The 21476-nt window shown below is 61.6% G+C and carries 12 protein-coding genes; 1 reads left to right on the top strand and 11 read right to left on the bottom strand.

The window, feature by feature from the left end:
• Positions 1 to 81: 81 nt before the first annotated feature.
• From purN to JMJ97_RS02445, 3 genes are all read right to left on the bottom strand, one after another.
• Positions 82 to 783 carry a phosphoribosylglycinamide formyltransferase gene (gene purN / locus JMJ97_RS02455; protein ID WP_260699051.1) on the bottom strand — a complete coding sequence of 234 codons (702 nt, stop codon included), beginning with the start codon at positions 781 to 783 and terminating at the stop codon, positions 82 to 84.
• Complete coding sequence (gene purM, locus JMJ97_RS02450; protein ID WP_215673623.1) at positions 773 to 1876, bottom strand: phosphoribosylformylglycinamidine cyclo-ligase; 1104 nt, start codon at positions 1874 to 1876, stop codon at positions 773 to 775. The genes purN and purM overlap by 11 nt, the downstream gene beginning before the upstream one ends.
• A 156-nt stretch (positions 1877 to 2032) precedes the next feature.
• Positions 2033 to 3703, bottom strand: coding sequence for an amidophosphoribosyltransferase (locus tag JMJ97_RS02445; protein ID WP_260699050.1), 1671 nt, complete (start codon positions 3701 to 3703; stop codon positions 2033 to 2035).
• A 285-nt stretch (positions 3704 to 3988) separates the two neighbouring features.
• Here JMJ97_RS02445 and JMJ97_RS02440 point away from each other — a divergent pair, with 285 nt between their 5' ends.
• Complete coding sequence (locus JMJ97_RS02440; protein WP_260699049.1) at positions 3989 to 5218, top strand: putative ABC transporter permease; 1230 nt, start codon at positions 3989 to 3991, stop codon at positions 5216 to 5218.
• A gap of 91 nt (positions 5219 to 5309) precedes the next feature.
• On the opposite strand, the gene JMJ97_RS02435 is transcribed toward JMJ97_RS02440, so the two are convergent.
• The 8 genes from JMJ97_RS02435 to carA form a co-directional block, all read right to left on the bottom strand.
• Positions 5310 to 6152, bottom strand: coding sequence for an IS3 family transposase (locus JMJ97_RS02435; protein WP_260699085.1), 843 nt, complete (start codon positions 6150 to 6152; stop codon positions 5310 to 5312).
• A gap of 29 nt (positions 6153 to 6181) precedes the next feature.
• Complete coding sequence (locus JMJ97_RS02430; protein ID WP_260699048.1) at positions 6182 to 6673, bottom strand: helix-turn-helix domain-containing protein; 492 nt, start codon at positions 6671 to 6673, stop codon at positions 6182 to 6184.
• 97 nt (positions 6674 to 6770) lie between these two features.
• On the bottom strand, positions 6771 to 7187 hold the full coding sequence (locus JMJ97_RS02425; protein WP_260699047.1) for a molybdenum cofactor biosynthesis protein MoaE: 417 nt from the start codon (positions 7185 to 7187) through the stop codon (positions 6771 to 6773).
• Between the two features lie 55 nt (positions 7188 to 7242).
• The gene (locus JMJ97_RS02420) at positions 7243 to 8241 is read right to left on the bottom strand and encodes a class B sortase (RefSeq protein WP_260699046.1); all 999 of its coding nucleotides are present in this window, start codon (positions 8239 to 8241) and stop codon (positions 7243 to 7245) included.
• 36 nt (positions 8242 to 8277) lie between these two features.
• Positions 8278 to 8742, bottom strand: coding sequence for a 5-(carboxyamino)imidazole ribonucleotide mutase (gene purE, locus JMJ97_RS02415; RefSeq protein ID WP_006235810.1), 465 nt, complete (start codon positions 8740 to 8742; stop codon positions 8278 to 8280).
• Between the two features lie 289 nt (positions 8743 to 9031).
• Positions 9032 to 15409 (bottom strand): discoidin domain-containing protein, encoded by a 6378-nt coding sequence (locus JMJ97_RS02410; protein WP_260699045.1) that lies wholly within the window; start codon positions 15407 to 15409, stop codon positions 9032 to 9034.
• A 976-nt stretch (positions 15410 to 16385) separates the two neighbouring features.
• The gene (gene carB / locus JMJ97_RS02405; protein WP_260699044.1) at positions 16386 to 19700 is read right to left on the bottom strand and encodes a carbamoyl-phosphate synthase large subunit; all 3315 of its coding nucleotides are present in this window, start codon (positions 19698 to 19700) and stop codon (positions 16386 to 16388) included.
• 1 nt (position 19701) lies between these two features.
• Complete coding sequence (carA, locus tag JMJ97_RS02400; RefSeq protein ID WP_260699043.1) at positions 19702 to 21141, bottom strand: glutamine-hydrolyzing carbamoyl-phosphate synthase small subunit; 1440 nt, start codon at positions 21139 to 21141, stop codon at positions 19702 to 19704.
• Between the last annotated feature and the right edge of the window lie 335 nt (positions 21142 to 21476).

Genomic DNA, 21476 nt, shown 5'->3' with positions numbered 1-21476 from the left:
CTACCTAAAACAAAGGATGGCCACTTGCGCCTTGGCGCCAATGACCACCCTGACTACTCGGCTAAATTGTACTGTGCGCCACTAGCCGCGAGGCGCATCAATTGCGACCTTGCCGCTCTCCAGCACGTGAACGCGACCGTCGGCGAGCATCTGCACGACCTCGGAATACAGCACATGCTCAATCGCGTGGATGTGCTCCTCGAGCGTGTCGACGTCCCAGCCCTCCTCAACAGCCAGCGCACGCTGGGCGATGATGGGGCCGTTGTCGTAGATCTCGTTGGCAAAGTGCACGGTCACGCCGGTCACCTTGACGCCGCGGGCAAACGCATCGTCGATCGCATGGGCGCCGGTAAAGCTCGGCAGCAGCGCCGGGTGTAGGTTGACCACGCGATTGGGGAACGCCGCCAGCAGCGGCGCGTGTACCATGCGCATGTAACCGGCCATCACCACGTACTCGCAGCCACGCTCGAGCAGCTCATGCGCGATGATCTCGTCGGCGGCGATGGGGTCGGCATAGACATCCTTGGACAGCGTGAGTGTCTGGATGCCCGCACGCTCGGCGCGCTGCAGGCCCTTGGCCGAAGGACGGCTCGACACCACAAGTTCAATCGAGGCGTTGAGCTTGCCGGCGGCGATCAGGTCGATCAGCGCCTGCAGGTTGGTACCCGAACCGCTGATAAGCACGCCAATCTTAAGCGGCTCGGCCGTATCGGTGCCGGTCGGACGGGTGTAGGGTACAAAGCCCAGGCCCTCGGCATCAGCCATCTGCTCGTTAGCGCTCATCGGAGTACACGACCTTACCGGAACCCTCGACGCACTCGCCCACGCGGAACGGCTTCTCGCCCAGCGCGACCAGAGCCTCGGTCACGGCAGCCTCGTCCTCGGGGGCGACGATCAGGCACAGGCCGACGCCCATGTTGAAGGTCTTGCATGCCTCGTTGGGCGCGAGCTCGGCCTGACGCGACACGTAGGTGATGACGGGCGGAACATCCCAGCCCATCTCGGCGCCGTTGCGGGTGACCACGGCATCGACGTCGTCGGCGAGCGCGCGGTTGAGGTTCTCGGTAATACCGCCGCCGGTGATATGGGCAATGGCATGAACGTTGGCACCACCGTGGAGCAGCTCCAGAATCGGCTTGACGTAGATGCGCGTGGGGGCCAGCAGAGCGTCGGCCAGCGAAGCACCGCCGAGCTCCTCGAGCGGACGGCTCAGCTCCTCGGCCTTAGCGGCCGCTTCGGGCGTGCCCGGCTTGATGCCGTCGACACCGATAACCTTGCGCACGAGCGAGTAACCGTTGGAATGCACGCCGGTGGAAGGCAGGCCCAGGATCACATCGCCGGGGCGAACGTTCGCGGGGTCGAGCATCTTGGGACGATCGACAACACCCACGGTAAAGCCGGCGAGGTCGTAATCGGCGGGGGCCATGACACCCGGGTGCTCGGCCATCTCGCCGCCCACGAGCGCGCAACCCGCGAGCTTGCAGCCGTCGGCCACGCCCTTGATGATCTTTGCCATGTGCTCGGCCTCAATGTGACCGATGGCAACGTAATCCAGGAAGAACAGCGGCTCGGCGCCCGAAGCCAAAATGTCATTGACGCACATGGCGACCAGGTCCTGGCCCACCGTCTCGTGACGGTCCATGATCTGGGCGAGCACGAGTTTGGTGCCCACGCCGTCGGTGCCGCTGATCAGGATCGGGTCTTCCATATCCTTAAGCGCGGCGGCCGAGAACAGGCCACCAAAGCCGCCGATGCCGCCGATAACCTCGGGGCGGTTGGTGTCCTTGACCATCTGCTTAATAGCGTCGACGGCGCGGCCGCCCTCGGCGGTATCGACGCCGGCGTCCTCGTACGTCACATGCTTGCTGTCGCTCATCTGAGCCTTCCTCTCCCACTACCGTTTGCCGCACAGGCACCAAACGGTGCTCATAGTTGCGTTCATTTCGGCGCACGCCATAACGGCACGCGCCGTCATATCAACAAAACAGCAGGTAAAACCTACCAAAATAAACCTGTCCCTACATGGCAGGCTTTAGGCCTCGCCGTGCTCCTCTTCCCAGCTGCGGTCGTCGTATTTCTCGACCACGGCGTCGTCGTCAAAGTGCAGCGGCTTGTCCAGGTTGCGGGGCTTAAAGCCCTCCATGAACTTGTCGCGGCCAAAGCTCTCGGGAATCGCCACGGGGTAGCGTCCGGTAAAGCACGCATCGCAGTAACCGCCCTTGGGCATGACCTTCAGCAGGCCCTCGACCGAAAGGAAGGCCAGCGAATCGGCGCCGATATACTCGCAAATCTCGTCGACCGTCTTGTTGGCGCTGATAAGCTGCGACTGCACGTCGGTATCAATGCCGTAGAAGCACGGCCAGATGACCTCGGGCGAGTTGATGCGGATGTGAATCTCCTTGGCGCCGGCGTTGCGCAGCATCTTGACGAGCTGCACCATGGTGGTGCCGCGGACGATGGAGTCGTCAATGACGACCAGGCGCTTGCCCTCGATGTTGTCGCGCAGTGGGTTGAGCTTCATACGCACGCCCATGGCACGCAGCTCCTGCGTAGGCTCGATAAACGTACGGCCCACATAGCGATTCTTGATGAGGCCCTCGCCAAAGGGAATACCGCTCTCGTGCGAATACCCCTCCGCGGGCGGCAGGCCGGAGTCGGGCACGCCGATGACCAGGTCGGCCTCGACGGGCTCCTCATGTGCCAGCTGACGACCCATGTCATAACGGCAGGCGTAGACGCTCTTGCCGTTCATGATGGAGTCGGGGCGAGCGAAGTAGACCTGCTCAAAGATGCAGTTAGCAGGCTCTTCGGCGGCAGGCACGCCCTGCTCGGACACAAGGCCCTCGGCGCTGATGCGCAAAATCTCACCGGGACGGACGTCGCGGACGTACTCGGCGCCCACAATGTCGAGCGCACAAGTCTCGGAGGCAACGACCCAGCCGCCGGCACGCGTGACATGGGTGGCAGCGTCGACCGTCGCGGCGTCGTCTTGCGACGGCAGTTGCGAAACGGAAGCGGCATCGGCCTGGTCCAGGCCCTCGTCCACGAGCTTGCCCAGCACCAGCGGGCGAATGCCATGCGGATCGCGGAATGCGTAGAGCGCCTGCTCGTTGATGAGCGTCATGGCGTAGCCGCCGCGCACGAGCTCCATGGTCTTGCGAATGCCCTCGCGCAGATGGCCTGTACGCTGAGTAAAGTAGCCGATGAGTTTGGTCGCGACCTCGGAATCCGAGTTGGAGAGGAACGGTACGCCCAGCTCGACCAGCTGGCGACGCAGCTCGTCGGTGTTGACGAGGGTGCCGTTGTGCGCGAGCGCGATAATGACGCTATTGATGGTAGAGAGGTGCGGCTGAGAGGCTTCCCAGCTCTTGGCGCCGGCGGTGCCGTAGCGCACATGACCCACGGCCAGCTGACCGGAGAGCGTCGACAAGTCGGCATTGGAGAACACGCGGTCGAGCAGGCCCAGATCCTTGCGGACCATAACCGTACCGCCGTCACCAACGGCGATTCCCGCCGATTCTTGGCCACGGTGCTGCAGTGCACGCAGGCCAAAGTACGTCAGTCGAGCCACGTCGCGATCGGGCGCCCAGACACCAAAAACGCCGCATTCCTCATGCAGCTGGTCGGAGTCCGGATCATACGTCGACATGGCGTTCACCTGTCCCGCGGCGCGCTCGGCCGCGCGGATGGTTTCTTGAGACATGGCATCCCCTCAGAGCCTCGTATTTTGGCGTTACCCGCCTTATTATACGCACGGCGCGACGCGCTCCCCAGCGCATGAGCAGCGCTTTTTAAAAGCCCACCGAGCTAATAATCCGTTTTGCGGCCAAACATTTTATCGGTCTGCCCAGTGCAAGCGCCCGCGCCCCCAGATGGCCGCCGCGTCCACCGTTGGGGATTACAAAGTTGCAATTGGGACGTTCGTCCTGTCTTTTGGCAGGTCGGCGGCGTATCCTAGTAACCTAGGACAAAGCGAGAAAGGTTCTGTATGGATCGAAACGAACTCGACCCCAGCGTCCCCAGCGCCACGGAGGTCAAGAAGATTCCCCTCATCATTAAAGTGTACGCCGTCCTGTGCATCCTGTCCGGCGTGGGCACACTCCCGTCGGTCGCCGCCTTTATGTGGCAGGTCATCACCGCGCTCATCAACGGCAACGCCGCCGAAAAACTCGGCGACAATATGCTGGTCTCGGTTGGACTCATCGTCGCCGGCATCATGCTCTCTGCGGCAAGTGCCGTCATCCTGATCATCTTTGGCCTGGACCTTATCAAAAACCAGCGCCGCAACGCCGCCCGCCTGTCCTACATCCTTATTGCATTCACCGTCGTCGAGCTTTTGGTCGACGTGATGCTCCAGGGTATCGGGCTCTTCTTGCTTCGTCCCGCTATTCAGCTCGGTATCCTCATCGCGCTTTCGGCCACCGTCGACCCCACGCTGCGCCAGGAGCGCGAACTCCAGCGCCGCCTGCAGGAGATGCTCGACCGCGACGCCGCCGACGAGGGTATGCTCGGCCGCGATGAAACCGGCGAGGGCTACATCAAGCTCAACTACTTCAACCTGTTCTGGGTATTCCTCGTCTGCTGCGTGCTCGGCCTGATCGCCGAGGACATCTGGCACATGACGGTCGACGATCCAGGCGTCTACCAGGACCGCGCCGGCATGCTGTTTGGTCCCTTCAGCCCCATCTATGGCTTTGGTGCCGTACTCATGACCATGGTGCTCAACCGCTTCTATAAAAAGAACCCCATCATCATTTTCCTGGTAAGCGCTGTGCTCGGCGCGAGCTTTGAGGTGTTCGTGGGCTGGTTTATGCAGACCTCATTTGGCGTGGTCTCGTGGAGCTACTCGCACATGAAGCTGTTCGGCATGCCCGACCCACTCGCCGTCCTTACGGGCGGACGCACCTGCACGGGCTTTACCTGCCTGTGGGGCCTGGGTGGCCTTATCTGGATCAAGCTGCTGCTGCCGAGGCTGCTCAAGCTCATCAACATGATTCCGTGGAAAAGCCGCTACTCGGCTACCGTCATCTTTACCGTCATTATGCTGGTCGACGGCGTCATGACGCTACAGTCGCTCGACTACTGGTACCAGCGCGTCAACGGCACGGAGCCGGATATTCCCGTCGCGCAGTTCTACGGCAAGTATTTCGATAACGATTACATGGAGAACCGCTTCCAGAGCATGACCATGAGCCCCAAGGATGCGACGCGCGTGTAGCGCCACGCAATGCCGAGATTATCCAACGCACAGAAAAGCCCGCTGGCAGACTGTGAACTGCGCCCCAAATCTTGGACGCCCTAAATAGCGACTAGGCCGCGAGGGCCTGATTCCGGAACTCCTCCGGGGTCAGGCCCTTCAATCTTACCTGCCTCCGGCTCGTGTTCCAGTGGACTATGTATTCCTCCAGGTCGCGTTTGAAATCCTCGAACGTCTTCCACTCGCGGCCCCTGTAGAACTCGTCCTTGACGTGGCCGAAGAGCTGCTCGGTGGCGGCGTTGTCGATGCAGTTCGCCTTCCTGGACATGCTCTGGACGATGCCGGCGGCCTCGAGCCTGGATGTGTACGAGGCGTGCTGGTACTGCCAGCCCCGGTCCGAGTGCATGGTCGGGGCGGCGCCCTCGGGGATCTTGGACAGCAGCTCGTCGAGCATCCTCACCTGCTGGGCCATGTCGGGCGTGGTCGATATGTCGCTCGCCACGATCTCCTTGGTGCAGAAGTCCAGCGTCGGGGCCCAGTAGGCCTTACCGCCGGCCACCTTGAACTCGGTGACGTCCGTCCCCAGCTTCTGCCACGGGGCCCCGGCGTCGAAACCCCTCGCGATCACGTTCTCGAACGTTCTGCCGACGACGCCCTTGTACGAGTTGTACCTGTGGTAGGCCGTCTCGCGTCTGATGCCGCAGCGAATCCCCATCTCGCGCATCATCTTGAGCACGGTCTTGTCGGCTATCACGGCCCCCTCTTCCGCCCTGAGGCACATCGCTATCTGCCGGTGCCCGCAGCCGTTGGCGGTGCGCGAGAAGATCTCGGCGGCCGCCTCCCGGAGCTCGGCGCGCGTGGGCCTCGGCGGGTGCGCGAGGGCGTAGTAGTAGGTCGACCGCTTGAGCTCGGCGCATGCGAGCAGGTGCCCGAGCGCGTGCCCCTCGGCGCGCAGGGCCGCGACCGCTTCGGCCTTCGCCCTGGTCAGAGCCCGTCCCTCTCGACCAGGGCGCGTAATTTTTTTAGGTAGGCCACCTCGGCCTCGAGCCTACGGCACCGCTCCTCGAGCTCCTGCTCGCGCGTGCGCGGCCTCGCCTTGGAACCGCTCGGCCGGCCCTTGGGCCTCGGGCGCAGGGCCTCCGCGCCGCCCTCGCGGTATAGCGCGCACCACTTCTTGAGCGGCGACATCGACATTATGCCGAACGCCGCCATCGCCTCGGCCTTCGTCATGCCGCCGTCGACCACGGCCGAGGCGGCGGCGACCTTCTGCTCGTATGTGTACCTGCCCTGCTTTCCGTCCATGCGCAGCAGCACCTCGCTCCCGAATGCGCGGTATATCTCCTGCCATCTTCTCACGGCTTCCGCGGGAAGCGAAAGGGCAATCGCGGCAGATTTATACCCGTGCCCGAGCTCGAAGAGCCCTATGGCCGCCTTCCTGGCCTCGACAGCATGCTTCACCCTCAAATCAACGCGCATAAAGAAAGCCTCCCATTTCTCATGTCCAAGAAATGGGAGGCAGTTCAACTTGATGAACTGCCAGCGGGCTTTTTGTTGTCGAGTGCTGCTGCCGGCCTTACGCCTCGCGCTCGACCTCGCTCACACACTCATTTTTGATGGTACCGACGAGCGCCTGCAGCGCATCGACCACATGCGGGCGAATGTCTCCGCCAATGAGTACGAGCATGATGTCGTCGCCCACGGCAAGCTCGCCGCTCGCCAGCCACACGCGCACATAGCCGATACCCGGCATCGCGCGCGTTGCCTCGATGGCGGCCTGCACCTTTTCGGCATCGAAGCCGAACACCATGCCGCCCACCTTATGTCCAGGCGCCACACCATTTGTCTCGATCCCACGCACCTCGGACTTAGGCGTCGCACGCACCACGCCGTTGTGTGTCAGGTACATCCCACAATCAGCCGCCGAAGCATCGGCCTTGGCTTCGCGCAGCCAAGCATCAACCGAAGGCATCGATTTGCCGTTCTCAAGCATCATTTCTCCTTTTGATTTCCAGGGTAGTCTTTTTGGGACGGGGCTCCCGGACACTTTATTCCTCGACCGGCGTGAGCACCATGACAGCGCGCGTATTGCTAAATGACAGCGAGCGACAGGTCACGAGCGTCACGACCTTCGTTGCCGAGGCGGCGCGGTCGCCTGCATCGCTCGCCACCGCCGAGGCGCCGTCGAGCATCTCGGACAGGTAATTCTTCAGTCCGTCATCGCCCTCAAAGTTGGGCGTGCGCGCCTTGGCATACGTGTCCTCGACCACCTTGGTCGCCAGCGGGCGCAACTTATACGTCGCATCACGCGTGATGTAGTACACGTATTCCATGCTGTCGAACGTCGCCTGATCGGTCGTATCCGAAATCACGTTGAACATCGAACCGTCGTTCATATGATGACCGTAAATCGTGGTCTGCTGATCCACCATGCCCGGCGCGTTGTCGTCGCTATCCAGGAAGATGGCTCCCGAGGCATTGGCCGTACCGTCGAACAGCGTGTTGAGGTACTTGGAGTTGTTGTTGGTCTGCACCACGGGGTAGTTGATGTTGGTGCCGGGCGCGTAAATCCAACCCACAACCTCGGGATTTGTCTGGGCAAGCGCGTTGAAGTCGATAATCGGCACGCCGCTGGCGTCCTTGTCGCTCACATATTGCTTTTCGATCTTTTGATACGACTCGCTCGCCTGCTTGTAGCCAATCTGCGCGTTGATAAAGATGGCGGCCGCGGCAACGATCAGGCCAATGCCGATGATGATGAGCAGAATGGGAATGACGGAGCGGCGCTTTTTGCGCGGCGGCTCGGTATAGCTCGATGGCGCGGTATGCGCCGAAGAGCGAGGTGACTTCTTGGCCGTACTGTATGACGAAGGGCGATATGCAGCCGGCGTATCCTGACGGCGATGCTTCGCCGGCGTCACGGGACGCGGCGCGCGCGGCTGCTGAGGAGAGGATGTCCGACCCTGCTGCGGCGCGCGGGCTGCTCCCAACTTGGCTGAATCGGGAATCCGAGAAGCCGAAAAACGCTTTCCCTGATAGTCGGACATGGCTCTCCTTATGCTGCAAATGGACTGGCAGAGCGCTTAGGCGTCAGCCATCTCCTGCTTCATCTTCTCGATAACCTTGCGGTACTCGGGATCGCAGGCGCCCAGGATCTGCGTGGCGTAGATGGCAGCGTTCTTGGCACCGTTGATAGCCACACAGGCAACGGGCACGCCCGAAGGCATCTGCACCATCGACAGCAGCGAGTCCATACCACCCAGATCGCTCGTCTTCATAGGCACGCCGATAACCGGCAGCGGCGTAAACGCAGCCACGACACCGCCCAGGTGAGCAGCCTTGCCGGCAGCAGCGATAATCACCTTGATGCCGCGGTCGGCAGCAGTCGAGGCCCACTCATGGACCTTCGCCGGCGTGCGGTGCGCGCTCGCAATCACGAGCTCATAGGGCACGCCCAGTGCCTCGAGCTCGGCGGTGCAACCTTCCATAACGCCCAGATCGGACTTGGAGCCCATGATGATCCCGACAACCGGCTTCTGATCTGCCATAAACAAAGACCTCCTGTTGAGAGCGGTGACGCGGCGAATCCGCGACCCTTAACTACTGAGAGTAGTATAGCTGCTCCCGTCCCTGCGGTCTCTGTGGCGCTTCGCGGGCGGGCCAGGCTTTATCTTCACTCCGGTTGCTTCGCAAAGTCGTTCAGATAGAGCCTGGCCCGCCCGCGAAGCGCCCTGCGACCTACCGGATATTGCCATGACGTACGTTGGCTGAAATAATAAAGCAATGCCCGCCGTCCTTGACGGAGCGGCGGGCACGTTTGCTTAGTTGTCGCTGGGACTACTTAGCCTTGCTGCGACGATGGAAGAAAGCGCCGATCGCGGCGATGATGGCGCCAAGACCACCGACGGCCGCGACGGTCGCCGCCGTCTGGTCGCCGGTATTGGGGATCGCCGAACCGCTCTTCTTGCTGCCCTGGGCCTTGTCGCCTGCGGGCTTGCCCGCCTGGTTGCCGCCGTTTGAGCCATTGCCGGAACCCTGGTTGCCCGAGCCGCCCTGGTTGCCGGAATCGGCATCCTTGAGGCTCTCAATGGCCAGCTTGAGCTGGTCATAGGCCGCCTGGAGCTGGATGTCGGAAGCATTCTCATCACCCAAGACGTCCTCGGCGTAGGTAATGGCATCCGTCAGGGCCTTGACGGACTCGTCCGTCTTGCCCCTGGTGTCAGTCTCCTTCGCCTGCTTGACCAAGGCCTTGAGCTGCTTCTTGGTCGGGTTCTCGACCGGGGTCACCGGAGTCTTCTCAAGCGCGTCGCGAGCACTCTCGAGTGCCTTGAGTGCCTGGTCGACCTCGTCCTGCGTGGCGTTCTCGTCGTTCAGGATGGCGCGGGCGCTCGCCAAGGCGTTCTGGAACGCGGTCCAGGAAGCCTCGGTGTAGTCGCTGGCCTTAAGGTCGCCGGCTGCAACCTCGGCATCAACCTTTTCAATCGCGGCAGTGAGGTCGTCCTTCGCCACCGGATTGGGAACGGCCGTACCGTAGAACTTGAGCTCCGCCATGCTGCAGTAGGCGTCAACGCTGCCACCGCCGGCGTGGAGCACCTTGACGGTCACGTAGCGACCGCGCGCGGCACCAAAGCTCATCTGCTTCCAGTCGCCACGGTCGGTGAGCACGCGGCCGTCGTTGTCGAAGGTAAACGTACCCATCGACGTGGCGGTGCCCATCTCATAACCGTCGGCGGTGTCGGAAACCAGCACCTCGGCCTCAAAGATATCGCCGTTCGTGCCGCCGTCCTGGCGCGGCAGGAACGTGACGTCGGTGAGATCGTAGTCGCGGCCCAGGTCGACGGTCAGGTACTGGGGCATACCGGCCTTATAGGCCCAGTCGCTGTGCCAGAGCGTCTGCTCATCGCCGTCAAGAGCGTTGACGGCGTTGCTGCCCTCATAGTCGGCCTCGCTCGAGAAGCCGGTCACCTTGACGTTCTCGCGGTTCTCGGGCGTGTTGATGAGGCTCTTCTCATCGACGGGGCGCATCTTGAGGCCGTCGATTGCCTTCTCGATCTTGGCCGTGGCGTCTGCGACATCCTTCTTGCTATAGCTGCCCTGGCCGCCATCGAGGAGCTTCTGAGCCGCCTCGACCGCAGCGGTGAGGGCTGCATAGGAATCCTTGGTGTAGACGGACTCGCTGTAGCCCGCGGCCTTGGAAAGCGCTGCCATGAGCGCAGAGGTGTCGACACCAGCCTTGACCTCGGCCTCATAGGATGCGGTCTTGGAGGGATCGAGCACCGACGCCACCGTGATCGTTGCCTTGCCGGCCTTGTTGGCGCGCAGGTAGTAGCTCACGCTATCGCCGGCCTGGACAGCGGAGACGCTCACCACAGAAGGATCGGAGCTCTCGACCGTCACATAGGGGTAGCCGGCGCTCTCGGGCGTGGCCTTGGCGTCGACGAGCGTCACATCGCCCTCGAAGAACTCGGTCTGGTTCTTGCCCAGTTCGACACCCTCGATGGCCTCGACACCCTGTGTGTAGTTGAAGTTGATCTCGCGCAGCGTGAGCATCTGGTCACCCGATGCCTCAAGCGGCGTGATCTCGACCTTGGTCGCCTTCTTGCCCTTGTTCTCGGCAGAGAGGCCAAAGGCGTAGCGAGCCTGATAGGAATCAAAGCTTCCGCCCGAGAACTCCTGGGTCGAGCCGTCCTCGAACGTCACGACGGACTTAATCTTCTGCACGGTGCCGTTGCCACCGTTGCGGTTAACGACCTCGACGCTATCGAGTTTCGACGGCGTCTTGAAGGCGAACGTCATCGTGGCGGGCAGCTTGACGTAGGTCGGCATCTTGCCGTCGATCCAGTTGGGCCCATAGTTCCACAGGAACTCGAAGTCGTTGCCGCCCTCATTGTTGTCGAACAGTCCGTCATAGCTCTTCTGCTGGATGAGCTTCTCGACGTTGGTGCCGTCGTCGGTGGGGAGCTCGTCGTTGGTCATCGTGATGTCAAAGGCGTCGCGGCCGTACTCGGACTTGGTGGGCTGCGGGACACCGGGCATCGTCACGGTGCCATCACTCACGAACTCGAGCGCGTCGCACGCCGGGCCGACGAGCCAAGACGTCGAGGGCAGCTCGACCTTGCCGGCCGTCTTAGCCTTGAGTTTAAAGCTCGCGACCACACCAGTACTGTTGAAGAGCTTGGCGTCGCCGCGGTTGGCGAAGGCCAGGTTGATGGTCTGGTGGCCATCCGTGAACTGCACTTTCTCGCGCGAGAGGTTCTCCATGCCCGCCGTCGACGCATCCTGCGCGATGCTCTCGGAGACATACTCGAACTGGTCGCTGTTGAAGTTGACGAGCGCACCGAGCGCGTTGATGTTCTCGGCGTCGGTGGCGTAGACGTCGACCGTGATCTCGTCGCCGGCCTCGACCTCCATCTTGCTCGGGATCACCGCGAGGGTGCCAGCAGCCTTGCCCTTTTGCTTGGTGCCGCCGTCGAGCGCCGCCATGGTGAAGGAGTAGTCGTACACGTCGTAGACGCCGTTGCCGTTGAGGTCGGCGAAGTGGGCGCGGATCTGGGAGTCGAACGTCGAGGTGTCGGGCTCGCGGTTCTCAAGACCCAGGTAATTCTTCATGTTGGAGTAGTCGCCGTCGGAGACCGTGGCCTTGTTGAGGTTGGAGCCCACAGCGAAGCCGTCCGTGCCGTCGGTCTTGTAGATGGCGATCTCGGAGGCGGAGAAGAAGTTGCCCACGGACGCGAGCGGCGTCATACGCACGTAGCGCGCGGCCACGGCGCCGTCGAACGCCACCGTCTTGCAAGCGGCGGAGCGCTCCCAGTCGACCTCCTGCGTCGTCCAATGCACGCCGTCGAGGCTCGTCTCGATGCGCATCTTGGTCACAGTGCCGTTACCGGCATCATCGCGCGGATAGTACTCGAGCTTGTCGAGCTTGTAAGCGCGACCGTAGTCAACGGTAAGCGCCTTGCCCAGATCGTTGCCACCGGAGTGGAAACCGCCGTCGCCCGACTGGAACTCATGGTCGAAGGCGAGTTCGGCCTTATGGCTACCGTAGAGCGAGCCCTCCCAAGTGATTTCCTCGGCCTCAGGCACGTTCCGCCACGGGTCGAGCGCAGAGTTCGCCTCAAGCACGTCGCTCCATGCGGAGTAGCCATCGGCGTTGCGCGAACGAATCTGGTAGGTATGCTTGCTGTTGTAGGCAAGATCGGTATGCGTGAATTCTGCCGCATCGCCCACGGCGAACACAGTGCCGTCTACCTTAAGGTCGTAGGAGGTAGCACCATCGACCTTCCCCCAGGTGAGCTTAATGCTCGTGGGGGTCGTGGCGTCCTCGGGGGCAGCAAGGTTCGCGGGTGCGGAGAGGTTCTCGTTGAAGCGGTCGGCCGCGAGCGTGGCATCGGCGTTCACGAAATCGCCCAGTTCGAGCGTCTGCGCTGCCGTGGCGACATCGGTCTTCGCGAACTTGACGTAGACCTTGGGATTCGTGGTGATCTTGGTGTTGTTGAAGCTCTCGCCCTGCTCGGCCTCGGTGCTGCCTGCGTCGCTACCGTAGTGGTTGAGGTTGGGGGTCTCGTTGTAGAAGTAGACCGCCTGGCCGGCCTCGGGGGTCGCGGCGTCAAAGGCCTCCTGCGAGTCGACCTCAACCACGTTGAGCGCGGATCCGCCGTTCTTGGCGGAGACGCTCGTGGGCTTGGCGGAGACGTTGGCCACAAAGGTCGTGGTGCGGTTGGAGTCGTAGCCGCTGTAGCCGCCCTGCGATGCCTCGGCGGTAAAGGTCGCCGTGCCGCCCACCACGCTCGACTTATAGACGGTGCTCACATGCTCACCGTAGGAAATATTGTCGATTGTGCCGTAGGAATCGTCCTCGGTCGTGTTGTTCTCGATGGAGGAGCCGTCATCCTCGTACTGCGTAAAGCTGCCCTCACCCTCGGTGGCGAAGAACTCGACGATACGCTGGCTGCGATTGGTGCCCTTGGTGTTGGTCTCGGTCACAGCCTCGGGGTTGTTGTTCTCGGCGTACATCGGCACGATGGCGTTGGCCTTAACAAAGAGTGGCAGCTTCCAAAGCGGAGCCTCGTAGTTGTTGAGGACCTGACCGCCGCGGTACTGCTTGCCCGAGAAGTAGTCAATCCAGATGGTGGGATTCTCGTCGGTACCGTAGTTGGGCAGGTAGATACCGTTGCGGACATCGTTGCCGTTCTCATCTGCCTGGGTATCCTGATACACCGGTGCCACCAGGAAGTTCTCACCGAACATGTACTGGTACTGCGTCGAGGTGCTTGCGGCGTACTCGGAGTTGTCGGAAAGCAGCATGGCGCGGATCATGGGAAGGCCGGTATCGCCGTTGCCCGTGTCGATGTTGGCCGCCGAGGCCGCGCTCGTGTAGATATAGGGCATGAGTTGTGCTTTGAGCTTGAGATAGAAGCGCGAGATGCCCGTGTATGGATCGCCGTGCGTCATGGGCGACTTGCGGTAGGTGCCCCAACCGTCCATGTCAAGCATAGAGGGCGTGAATGTCTTCCACTGGTAGTCGCGAGCGGAGATGATGGGATCGCCACCAAAGATGCCGTCCATATCGGAGCCGATGTTGGGGTTGCCCGAGAGGCTCTGGCCGATATACGTGGGGATATGGAAGCGAATGTACTCCCAGTTACCGCCGTACTGGTCGCCGGTCCAGATGCCGCCAAAGCGCTGCGTGCCGGCCCAGCCGTCAAGCGTGATGATGTTGGGGCGCTTGTTGGCGCCGGTGGTCACGGTGTCATAGGCCGTCTTGATGCCGTTGAGGCCAAAGGAGTAGCCGGAGCCGACCCAAGCGACGTCGGTCTTGAGCGTGGTGATGCCACCAGTCTTAACCTCAGAATCGAAATCGCGCAGCAGATGCCACGGGGTCTCGGAGTTGCTATCGGGCTCGAGGTTCGACTGGGTCCAGAGACCGGTGCTCACGCCCTTGGAGTTGGCATACTCGGTGAACTTCTTAAGATTGTCGACGTTGGCGCGCACGGCGTTGAGGCGCTCGGCAGAACTCGTTCCGTCGGAGTTGACGCCGCCGGTCTTGTAGTAACCGTTCTGGCCGTAGCCAGCACCGTAACCGTCGTTCGGCAGGAACCAGCCGAGCGGCATGTCGTTGTCCTCGTAGTCATCGATAACCTGCCGGGCGGAGAACTGGCGGTCGAAATCGGTCGCCTTCATGTTCTCGGTATCAACCGTAGGGCCCTCACCGTTGAGCGTCTCGGCCGCAAGCGTGCCGTCGAGCTTGTAGCCCGTCGACATGCCGGACTCGTATTTAACGTCGCCCTTCTCACTCGAGGACTTGCTGCCCTTGGTCTCCCACTTCTTTTGACCCGAGGTCGTTGACCAGCCATCACGGTTATAGGCATTAAGATGACCCAGGTAGAAACCGTACTCGGGCAGCAGCACCGGATTGCCGGTCACCTTGTAGTAGTCCTGCAGCATCTCGGTTGCCACGTTCGAGGCGCCCTCGTTGGTCGCCACGAAGTAATAGGCATCAAACTCATTCTCGCTGTGCAAAGTCGTGACCGTCGATGAGTCCGTGGAACCGAAGTCGTAGGAACCCTCTGCAAACGTGTTTCGGAGCACGCCGTAGCCGTCGCTCGTCCAATAGAACGGGTTGGGCGAGGCAACGCCGCCATCGGTCCAGTTGTTAGTGTTGGAGATGGCGATGGTCTGGTTGGTGTGCAGGAAGCGGCCGTTCTGGGTGCCACCGCCAAAGAAGTTCTCGGACTTCTCCTTGGCGAGCGTCTGGACGGTACCCTTCTTATCAAGGTCGAGGGGCGCAGACTCAGAAACCACGCCACGGTCGCCTGACTTGATACTCATCTTGCCAGTCGCCTTGTCCAGGATCACGGTCGCCTTTCCGCCGGTGATCTCGATAGTGTCGCCCTTGTCGGCAACCGTCGCACTCGGCTTGCTGTAGGTGTCCGAGGTATCGGGCTGAGCCTGGATCTTAGCCGTGTGGGACTTACTGCGCGGCGTGGCGTACTCGGAAAACTCACCCTTGGGGTCGACGTTATAACGGAAAATACCGTCCTCGAGGAACGTAATACGGCCCTTGATGCCGTCAGCGAAATCGATGTCGACGACGTTCGAGGCAGACTGAGACACGGTCGCTGAGTCGACACCCTTGAGTGGCGTGGCAATCGCCTGCTGGGGATTGGCAAACACAAGCGTCGCTGCAGTGGCAACGAGGACCGCGCTTCCCTTCACCCACCGTTTCGTAAAAATGGAATTCCTACACACCTGGACTCCTTCCCTCCGACATGCGGAAGTGTCGCGGACGCACGCCCTGCAGTATGGCGCACGCATCAAACGGGAGGGGTGTTCGGTACATTCCGTGCAGTGGGCCCACCCGTTACCAAGTGGTCAACTGGTAGTAACCAGATATCCACCTATTAGGTTGAATCAGCATACAGGAGCAGTTGCGCAACCAAGTTCGGAATTCTCCCAGTGGTATTAAAATGAGCGTCAATGGCAAAGTGGGCTTAATAAGCCACACCAATTGGTTCTTCTCCCAAATATCAATTAAGCAAAAATGTACTGTTTATCTGGTATTACACAGACCATACCTTTCCCTCGGGAACTGGACTTCGCGAAGTTTCCCGAAGAAAAGGCTCAGCCGCCACCCTGCGACCTACCGGGGATTGCTATGACATACGTTGGCTGATTTGGTTTGAATAGAAAGGTTGACAGAGGGTGGTGGGCAGTTAGTTCAGATTTGTATTTTTTTGGCAGTGGCTTTTGCTTAATCATCTCGGTTTTTGAGTCACTGGGACCCAGCGATAAGCCTTTTCCGCCCTTGAGTAAGCATATCTGCCTCATTAGGAAAGCGAAAACAGTTCAATTGAGCCTAAATTAACCGACTTCTGCTCTTTGAGAAATACAAATCTGAACTAACTGTCCAAAGACATATCTCTCCCTTGGTAAAAGGCCTTCATATGATTGCAATTCACCTGAAGGCCCCATACAAAATGTGGGCTCTGTCGTTCATTCGAACGACAGAGCCCACACTCATTTTCTATTCAGCCCTAGTCATCGCGCAAAGTCCCTTCGGCAGCACACGGTGCACCCGAGTCACCATAGGCCGGGGCGGGAGGGGCCGTGTTTCCTCCTGAGCGACTCTGCTTGCAGCCGGAGCGAAAGGGGGAAAATCTCGGCCCCTCCCGCCCCGGCCGGACAGCTCGACCTACACCGTGTACTGCGGCAGGTCCTGCAGGGCGATGACGTCCATGCCCATGTCGTTGGCGCTGCCGTGACCCTGCTGGTCCTCGCGCACGGCCTCGATGGCACTCACGTAGGTGTTGGCGGCAGACATCGCCGTCACGCAGGTCACACCGCGACGCACGGCCTCGGTACGTAGCAGGTAGCCATCGCCACGCGAGCCCGGGCCGTACGGCGTGTTGATGATTACCGCAATCTTGCCATCGGCGATGAGGTCGCCGATGTTGGGACGCTCGCCGTCGTGCGGGCCGCTGATCTTCTCCACGACTTCGCACGTCACGTTGCCGCCGCGCAGCACGCGCGCCGTACCCTCGGTGGAGCAGATATCAAAGCCCAGGTAGCGCAGGATACGGGCGACCGAAAGGATATGACGCTTGTCGCGGTCGCACACGCTGATGAACACCTTGCCGCAGCTCGGATCGGGCAGTTTGTAGTCGATCGCCAGCTGCGTCTTGGCATATGCCTCGGGATAGCTCTTGGCGATACCCATGACCTCGCCCGTCGACTTCATCTCGGGCCCCAGGATAACGTCGGCTCCCGGGAAACGGCCCCAGGGCATAACGGCTTCCTTCATGCAGAACCAGTCCAGCTGACGCTCGTCGCTCGGCAGGCCCAGGCTCGCGATGGAATCGCCTGCCATGATACGCGCCGCGCACTTGGCCAGCGGCACGCCGGTGGCCTTGGAGATAAACGGCACGGTACGGCTGGCGCGCGGGTTTGCCTCGATCACGTAGACGGTCTCGCCCTTGATGGCGTACTGCACGTTGACCAGGCCGCGTACGCCCAGCGCCATCGCGATGCGGCGCGTGGTCTCGCGAAGCTTTGCCTGCAGGCTCTCGCTAAAGCTGAACGGCGGGATGCACGTCGCGGAGTCGCCGGAGTGAATACCGGCCTCCTCGATATGCTCCAGAATACCGCCGATGTAGACCTCTTCGCCGTCGCACAGGGCGTCGACATCGGACTCGATCGCACCCTCCAGGAAGCGGTCCAGGTACACCGGGTAGTCGGGGCTAATGCGCGCAGCCTCTGCCATGTAATCGCGCAGATGCTCGGCATCGTAGGCGATCATCATGCCGCGGCCGCCCAGCACGTAGCTCGGACGCACCAGCAGCGGGTAGCCGATGTGCGCGGCCACGGCCTCGGCCTCCTCAAACGAGGTGGCCTGGCCCGCCGGCGGATACATAATGCCCAGCTTGTCGAGCAGAGCGGCGAAGCGCTCGCGGTCCTCGGCAAAGTCGATGGCATCGGGCTTGGTGCCCATGATGTTGACGCCACTCTCCTCGAGCATGCGCGCCAGCTTAAGCGGAGTCTGGCCGCCGAGCGTCACCACGACGCCGTCAGGACGCTCAACGTCAATGACGTCCATGACGTCCTCGTAGGTGAGCGGCTCAAAGTACAGGCGGTCGGATGTGTCGTAGTCAGTCGAGACGGTCTCGGGGTTGCAGTTGACCATGATGGTCTCGAAGCCGCGGGCCGCCAGCGCGTAGCTCGCGTGCACGCAGCAGTAATCGAACTCGATACCCTGGCCAATGCGGTTGGGGCCGGCGCCCAGAATCATCGCCTTGGGCTTGTCCGCCGGCGTGGTCTCGTCGGGAGCCACGCACTTCTTGGCATCCGGGCTCGTGCGGTAGATGTTCTCGTACGTCTTGTAGTGGTACTCCGTGGCGCTCGAGAACTCCGCAGCGCAGGTATCGACCGTCTTCATGCTGGGAACCACGCCCAGACCCTTGCGATAGGCGCGCACAAAGCGCTCATCCGAGCCGGTCAGCGCGGCAATCTCGGCGTCGCTCGTGCCGTACTGCTTGAGTAGGCGCATCGCGTCGGCGTCAATATCCTCCACACGCAGGCCGCGGATGCTCTCCTGAACCTGCACCATGTCGTTGATGCGGTTGAGGTACCACGGGTCGATGCCGCAGGTGGCATGAATGCGAGCGATGTCCCAGCCACGGCGCAGGGCCTCGACCACAAAGAAGATGCGGTGCTCGGTCGGCGTGGCCACGGCCTGAGCGAGCTCATCGTCACTCAGCTTATCGGCACCCTCCTTGCCACCGGCGCAGATACCCTGGTGACCGTCCTCCAGCGAACGCATGGCTTTGCCGAAGGCCTCCTCAAAGGTGCGGCCAATCGCCATAATCTCGCCCACGGCCTTCATGCGCGTGGTGAGCGTGGGGTCGGTACCCTTGAACTTCTCGAAGGCAAAGCGCGGCACCTTAACGACGCAGTAGTCGATCGTGGGCTCAAAGCAGGCGGGCGTGGCCTTGGTGATGTCGTTGACGATCTCGTCGAGCGTATAACCCACAGCCAGGCGCGCGGCGGCCTTAGCGATGGGGAAACCCGTGGCCTTGGAGGCCAGCGCGGACGAACGGCTCACGCGCGGGTTCATCTCGATGACGATCAAGCGACCGGTGTTGGGGTTCACGGCAAACTGCACGTTGGAGCCACCGGTCTCGACGCCGATCTTCTCCAGAATGGCGAGCGAGGCCACGCGCATGCGCTGATACTCAAGGTCGGAGAGCGTCTGCGCCGGCGCCACGGTGATGGAGTCGCCGGTGTGCACGCCCATGGGGTCGAGATTCTCGATGGAGCACACGATGATGCCGTTACCGGCGTGGTCACGCATGACCTCCATCTCATACTCTTTCCAGCCCTCGATGGACTCCTCAACCAGCACCTCGTGGGCGGGCGAGAGCTCCAGGCCCTGGCTCACGATGGAGACGAGCTCCTCGTGGGTGTGAGCGATGCCGCCGCCGGCGCCGCCGAGGGTAAAGCTCGGGCGCAGTACGCAGGGATAGCCCACGCGCTCGGCGATAGCCTCGGCGTCGGCCACACTGTAGGCATAGCCCGAGCGTGCGACCTCCAGGCCAATCTCGGCCATGGCCTCGTTAAAGAGCTTGCGGTCCTCGCCACGCTCGATAGCGGCCAGGTCGCAGCCGATCATCTCGACGCCGTACTTGTCCAGCGTGCCGTCTTTCGCCAGCTCGACGGCGGCGTTCAGACCGGTCTGGCCGCCCAGCGTGGGCAGCAGCGCGTCCGGGCGCTCTTTCTTGATTACGCGCTCGATAAACTCCGCGGTGATAGGCTCGACATAGGTGCGGTCGGCAAGACCCGGGTCGGTCATGATGGTCGCCGGGTTGGAGTTGACCAGGATGACCTCAAAGCCATCCTCCTTGAGCACCTTGCAAGCCTGGGCGCCGGAGTAGTCGAACTCACAGGCCTGGCCAATAACGATGGGGCCCGAACCAATGACGAGGATGCGCTTGATGTCAGTACGTTTCGGCATGTTAGTTCTCCTCGGTCTCGGTCGCGGCGGTCTCGGCAAAATTCCAGCCGGCAAGGCGGTCCTTCGCGGTGTCGATGTCCAGGTAGTTCTCCTCGCCGTCCATGAGTCGCGTAAAGGCGGTAAAGAGATAGTGGGCATCGGTGGGGCCGGGCGAGGCCTCGGGGTGGTACTGGACCGAGAAGCACGGGGCATCGAGCAGCTGGATGCCCTCGGCGGTGCCGTCGTTGAGGTTCACGTGCGTCAGGCGAATGCGACCGAAGCGCTCGTTCATCACGACCGGCGCGATGCCGCGACGCACCCAGGCGCGCAGGTCGCCGTCAGCCGCATGCTCGGTCTCGCCGCCGGAAAGCTCCGGGATCAGTTTGCCCAGACTGGGGAACAGCAGACCAAAGCCGTGGTTTTGCGCCGTGATCTCCACACGACGGCTCACCAGGTTCATAACCGGCTGGTTGCCGCCGCGGTGACCGAACTTAAGCTTTTCCATCTGGGCACCGCATGCCAGGCTGATCATCTGGTGACCAAGGCAAATACCAAAGACCGGCACCTTGCCGATCAGCTGCTGCACCTGCTCGTAGGTCTCCACCACAGCATCGGGGTCGCCGGGGCCGTTGGACAAAAAGACGCCGTCGGGATTCATGTCGAGCACCTCACTCGCGGGCATATCCCACGGCACGACAGTAAGGTCGCAGCCAGCACGGACAAGACCCTCCAAAATGCCGCGCTTGACGCCGCAGTCGTAGGCGACCACGTTGTGGCGGGCAGGAGCGGCAGGAGCAAGCGCAAAGTCATGCGTAGCGGGCAGGTCGCACGCGGCAAAAGCGTGGGGCTCAGGGCAGCTCACGGTCTTGACCAGGTTCTCGCCCACCAGCGTCGGCGCTGCGGCCAGACGCTCGGCAAGCTCGGCGACGTCAAAGATCTCGGTCGAGATAATGCCCATCTTGGAGCCGTTGTCGCGCAGGTGGCGCACAAGAGCGCGGGTGTCGACGCCCTCGATAGCGACGATGCCGTGGGCACGCAGGTACTCCGGCACGCTGACGGCCGAGCGCCAGTTGGAAGGCGTGACGCACATGTCGCGGACGATCATGCCGCGCATGGCGGGAGCGCTCGCAGGGCGAGCGGTATCGCCGGGGAAGGCCGACTGGACGTCGGTCCCGTCGATGCCGTAGTTACCGATCTGCGGATAGGTCATGGTTACGATTTGGCCGGCATAGCTCGGGTCGGTCATGACCTCAAAATAGCCCTCAAGCGAGGTGTTGAAGCACACCTCGCCGGTCGCGGTACCCTCGGCACCGCATGCACGGCCATAAAAAATGGTCCCATCCTCAAGGTACAGGATGCAGGGACCGCAGGTGCCCTTGCTGGTTTTGGCCAGCATGCGCTGACAAAGCTCGCTGGGCGCGAAGGTGCGGGCAGCGGTGCCCGCAGTATGGTTGTTCGCCATAATTCTCCTTCCCGGTCTCTCCGGACCGGCTTAAAGGTTGGTAGTTAGGCCTTGCGGTATTTTAACCGCAAGTATGCGCCAAGGCGTTAATTTCATCGAAATGTTTACGAAATGATAATTATGACTTTCTATGCATAATGATTTTTCTGGGACGGGGATTGAAAAATCAGTCTGCCATGTATGCAGTTGGCGAGTAGTCAATTTGGGACGGGGCTATTTTAGCTACCCCGGCTGTTGGCACGACGGTTAGGTTGATTGACGGTCGGGGCAGCTAAAATAGCCCCATTACAGTTTGAGCCGTCCGAAAGGGCGGCTCTTTTCCGTTGCACGGTTAT

This window comes from Collinsella aerofaciens, from assembly GCF_025289055.1.
GTDB lineage: Bacteria > Actinomycetota > Coriobacteriia > Coriobacteriales > Coriobacteriaceae > Collinsella.
This window is presented reverse-complemented; position numbering and strand designations above follow the sequence as displayed.

Excerpts from the sequence above, each read along its gene's own strand:
- carB (WP_260699044.1), bottom strand. The coding sequence starts at position 19,700 with ATGCCGAAACGTACTGACATCAAGCGCATCCTCGTCATTGGTTCGGGC.
- JMJ97_RS02430 (WP_260699048.1), bottom strand. The coding sequence starts at position 6,673 with ATGCGCGTTGATTTGAGGGTGAAGCATGCTGTCGAGGCCAGGAAGGCG.
- JMJ97_RS02425 (WP_260699047.1), bottom strand. The coding sequence starts at position 7,187 with ATGCTTGAGAACGGCAAATCGATGCCTTCGGTTGATGCTTGGCTGCGC.
- JMJ97_RS02420 (WP_260699046.1), bottom strand. The coding sequence starts at position 8,241 with ATGTCCGACTATCAGGGAAAGCGTTTTTCGGCTTCTCGGATTCCCGAT.
- carA (WP_260699043.1), bottom strand. The coding sequence starts at position 21,141 with ATGGCGAACAACCATACTGCGGGCACCGCTGCCCGCACCTTCGCGCCC.
- JMJ97_RS02440 (WP_260699049.1), top strand. The coding sequence starts at position 3,989 with ATGGATCGAAACGAACTCGACCCCAGCGTCCCCAGCGCCACGGAGGTC.
- JMJ97_RS02445 (WP_260699050.1), bottom strand. The coding sequence starts at position 3,703 with ATGTCTCAAGAAACCATCCGCGCGGCCGAGCGCGCCGCGGGACAGGTG.
- purN (WP_260699051.1), bottom strand. The coding sequence starts at position 783 with ATGAGCGCTAACGAGCAGATGGCTGATGCCGAGGGCCTGGGCTTTGTA.
- purM (WP_215673623.1), bottom strand. The coding sequence starts at position 1,876 with ATGAGCGACAGCAAGCATGTGACGTACGAGGACGCCGGCGTCGATACC.
- purE (WP_006235810.1), bottom strand. The coding sequence starts at position 8,742 with ATGGCAGATCAGAAGCCGGTTGTCGGGATCATCATGGGCTCCAAGTCC.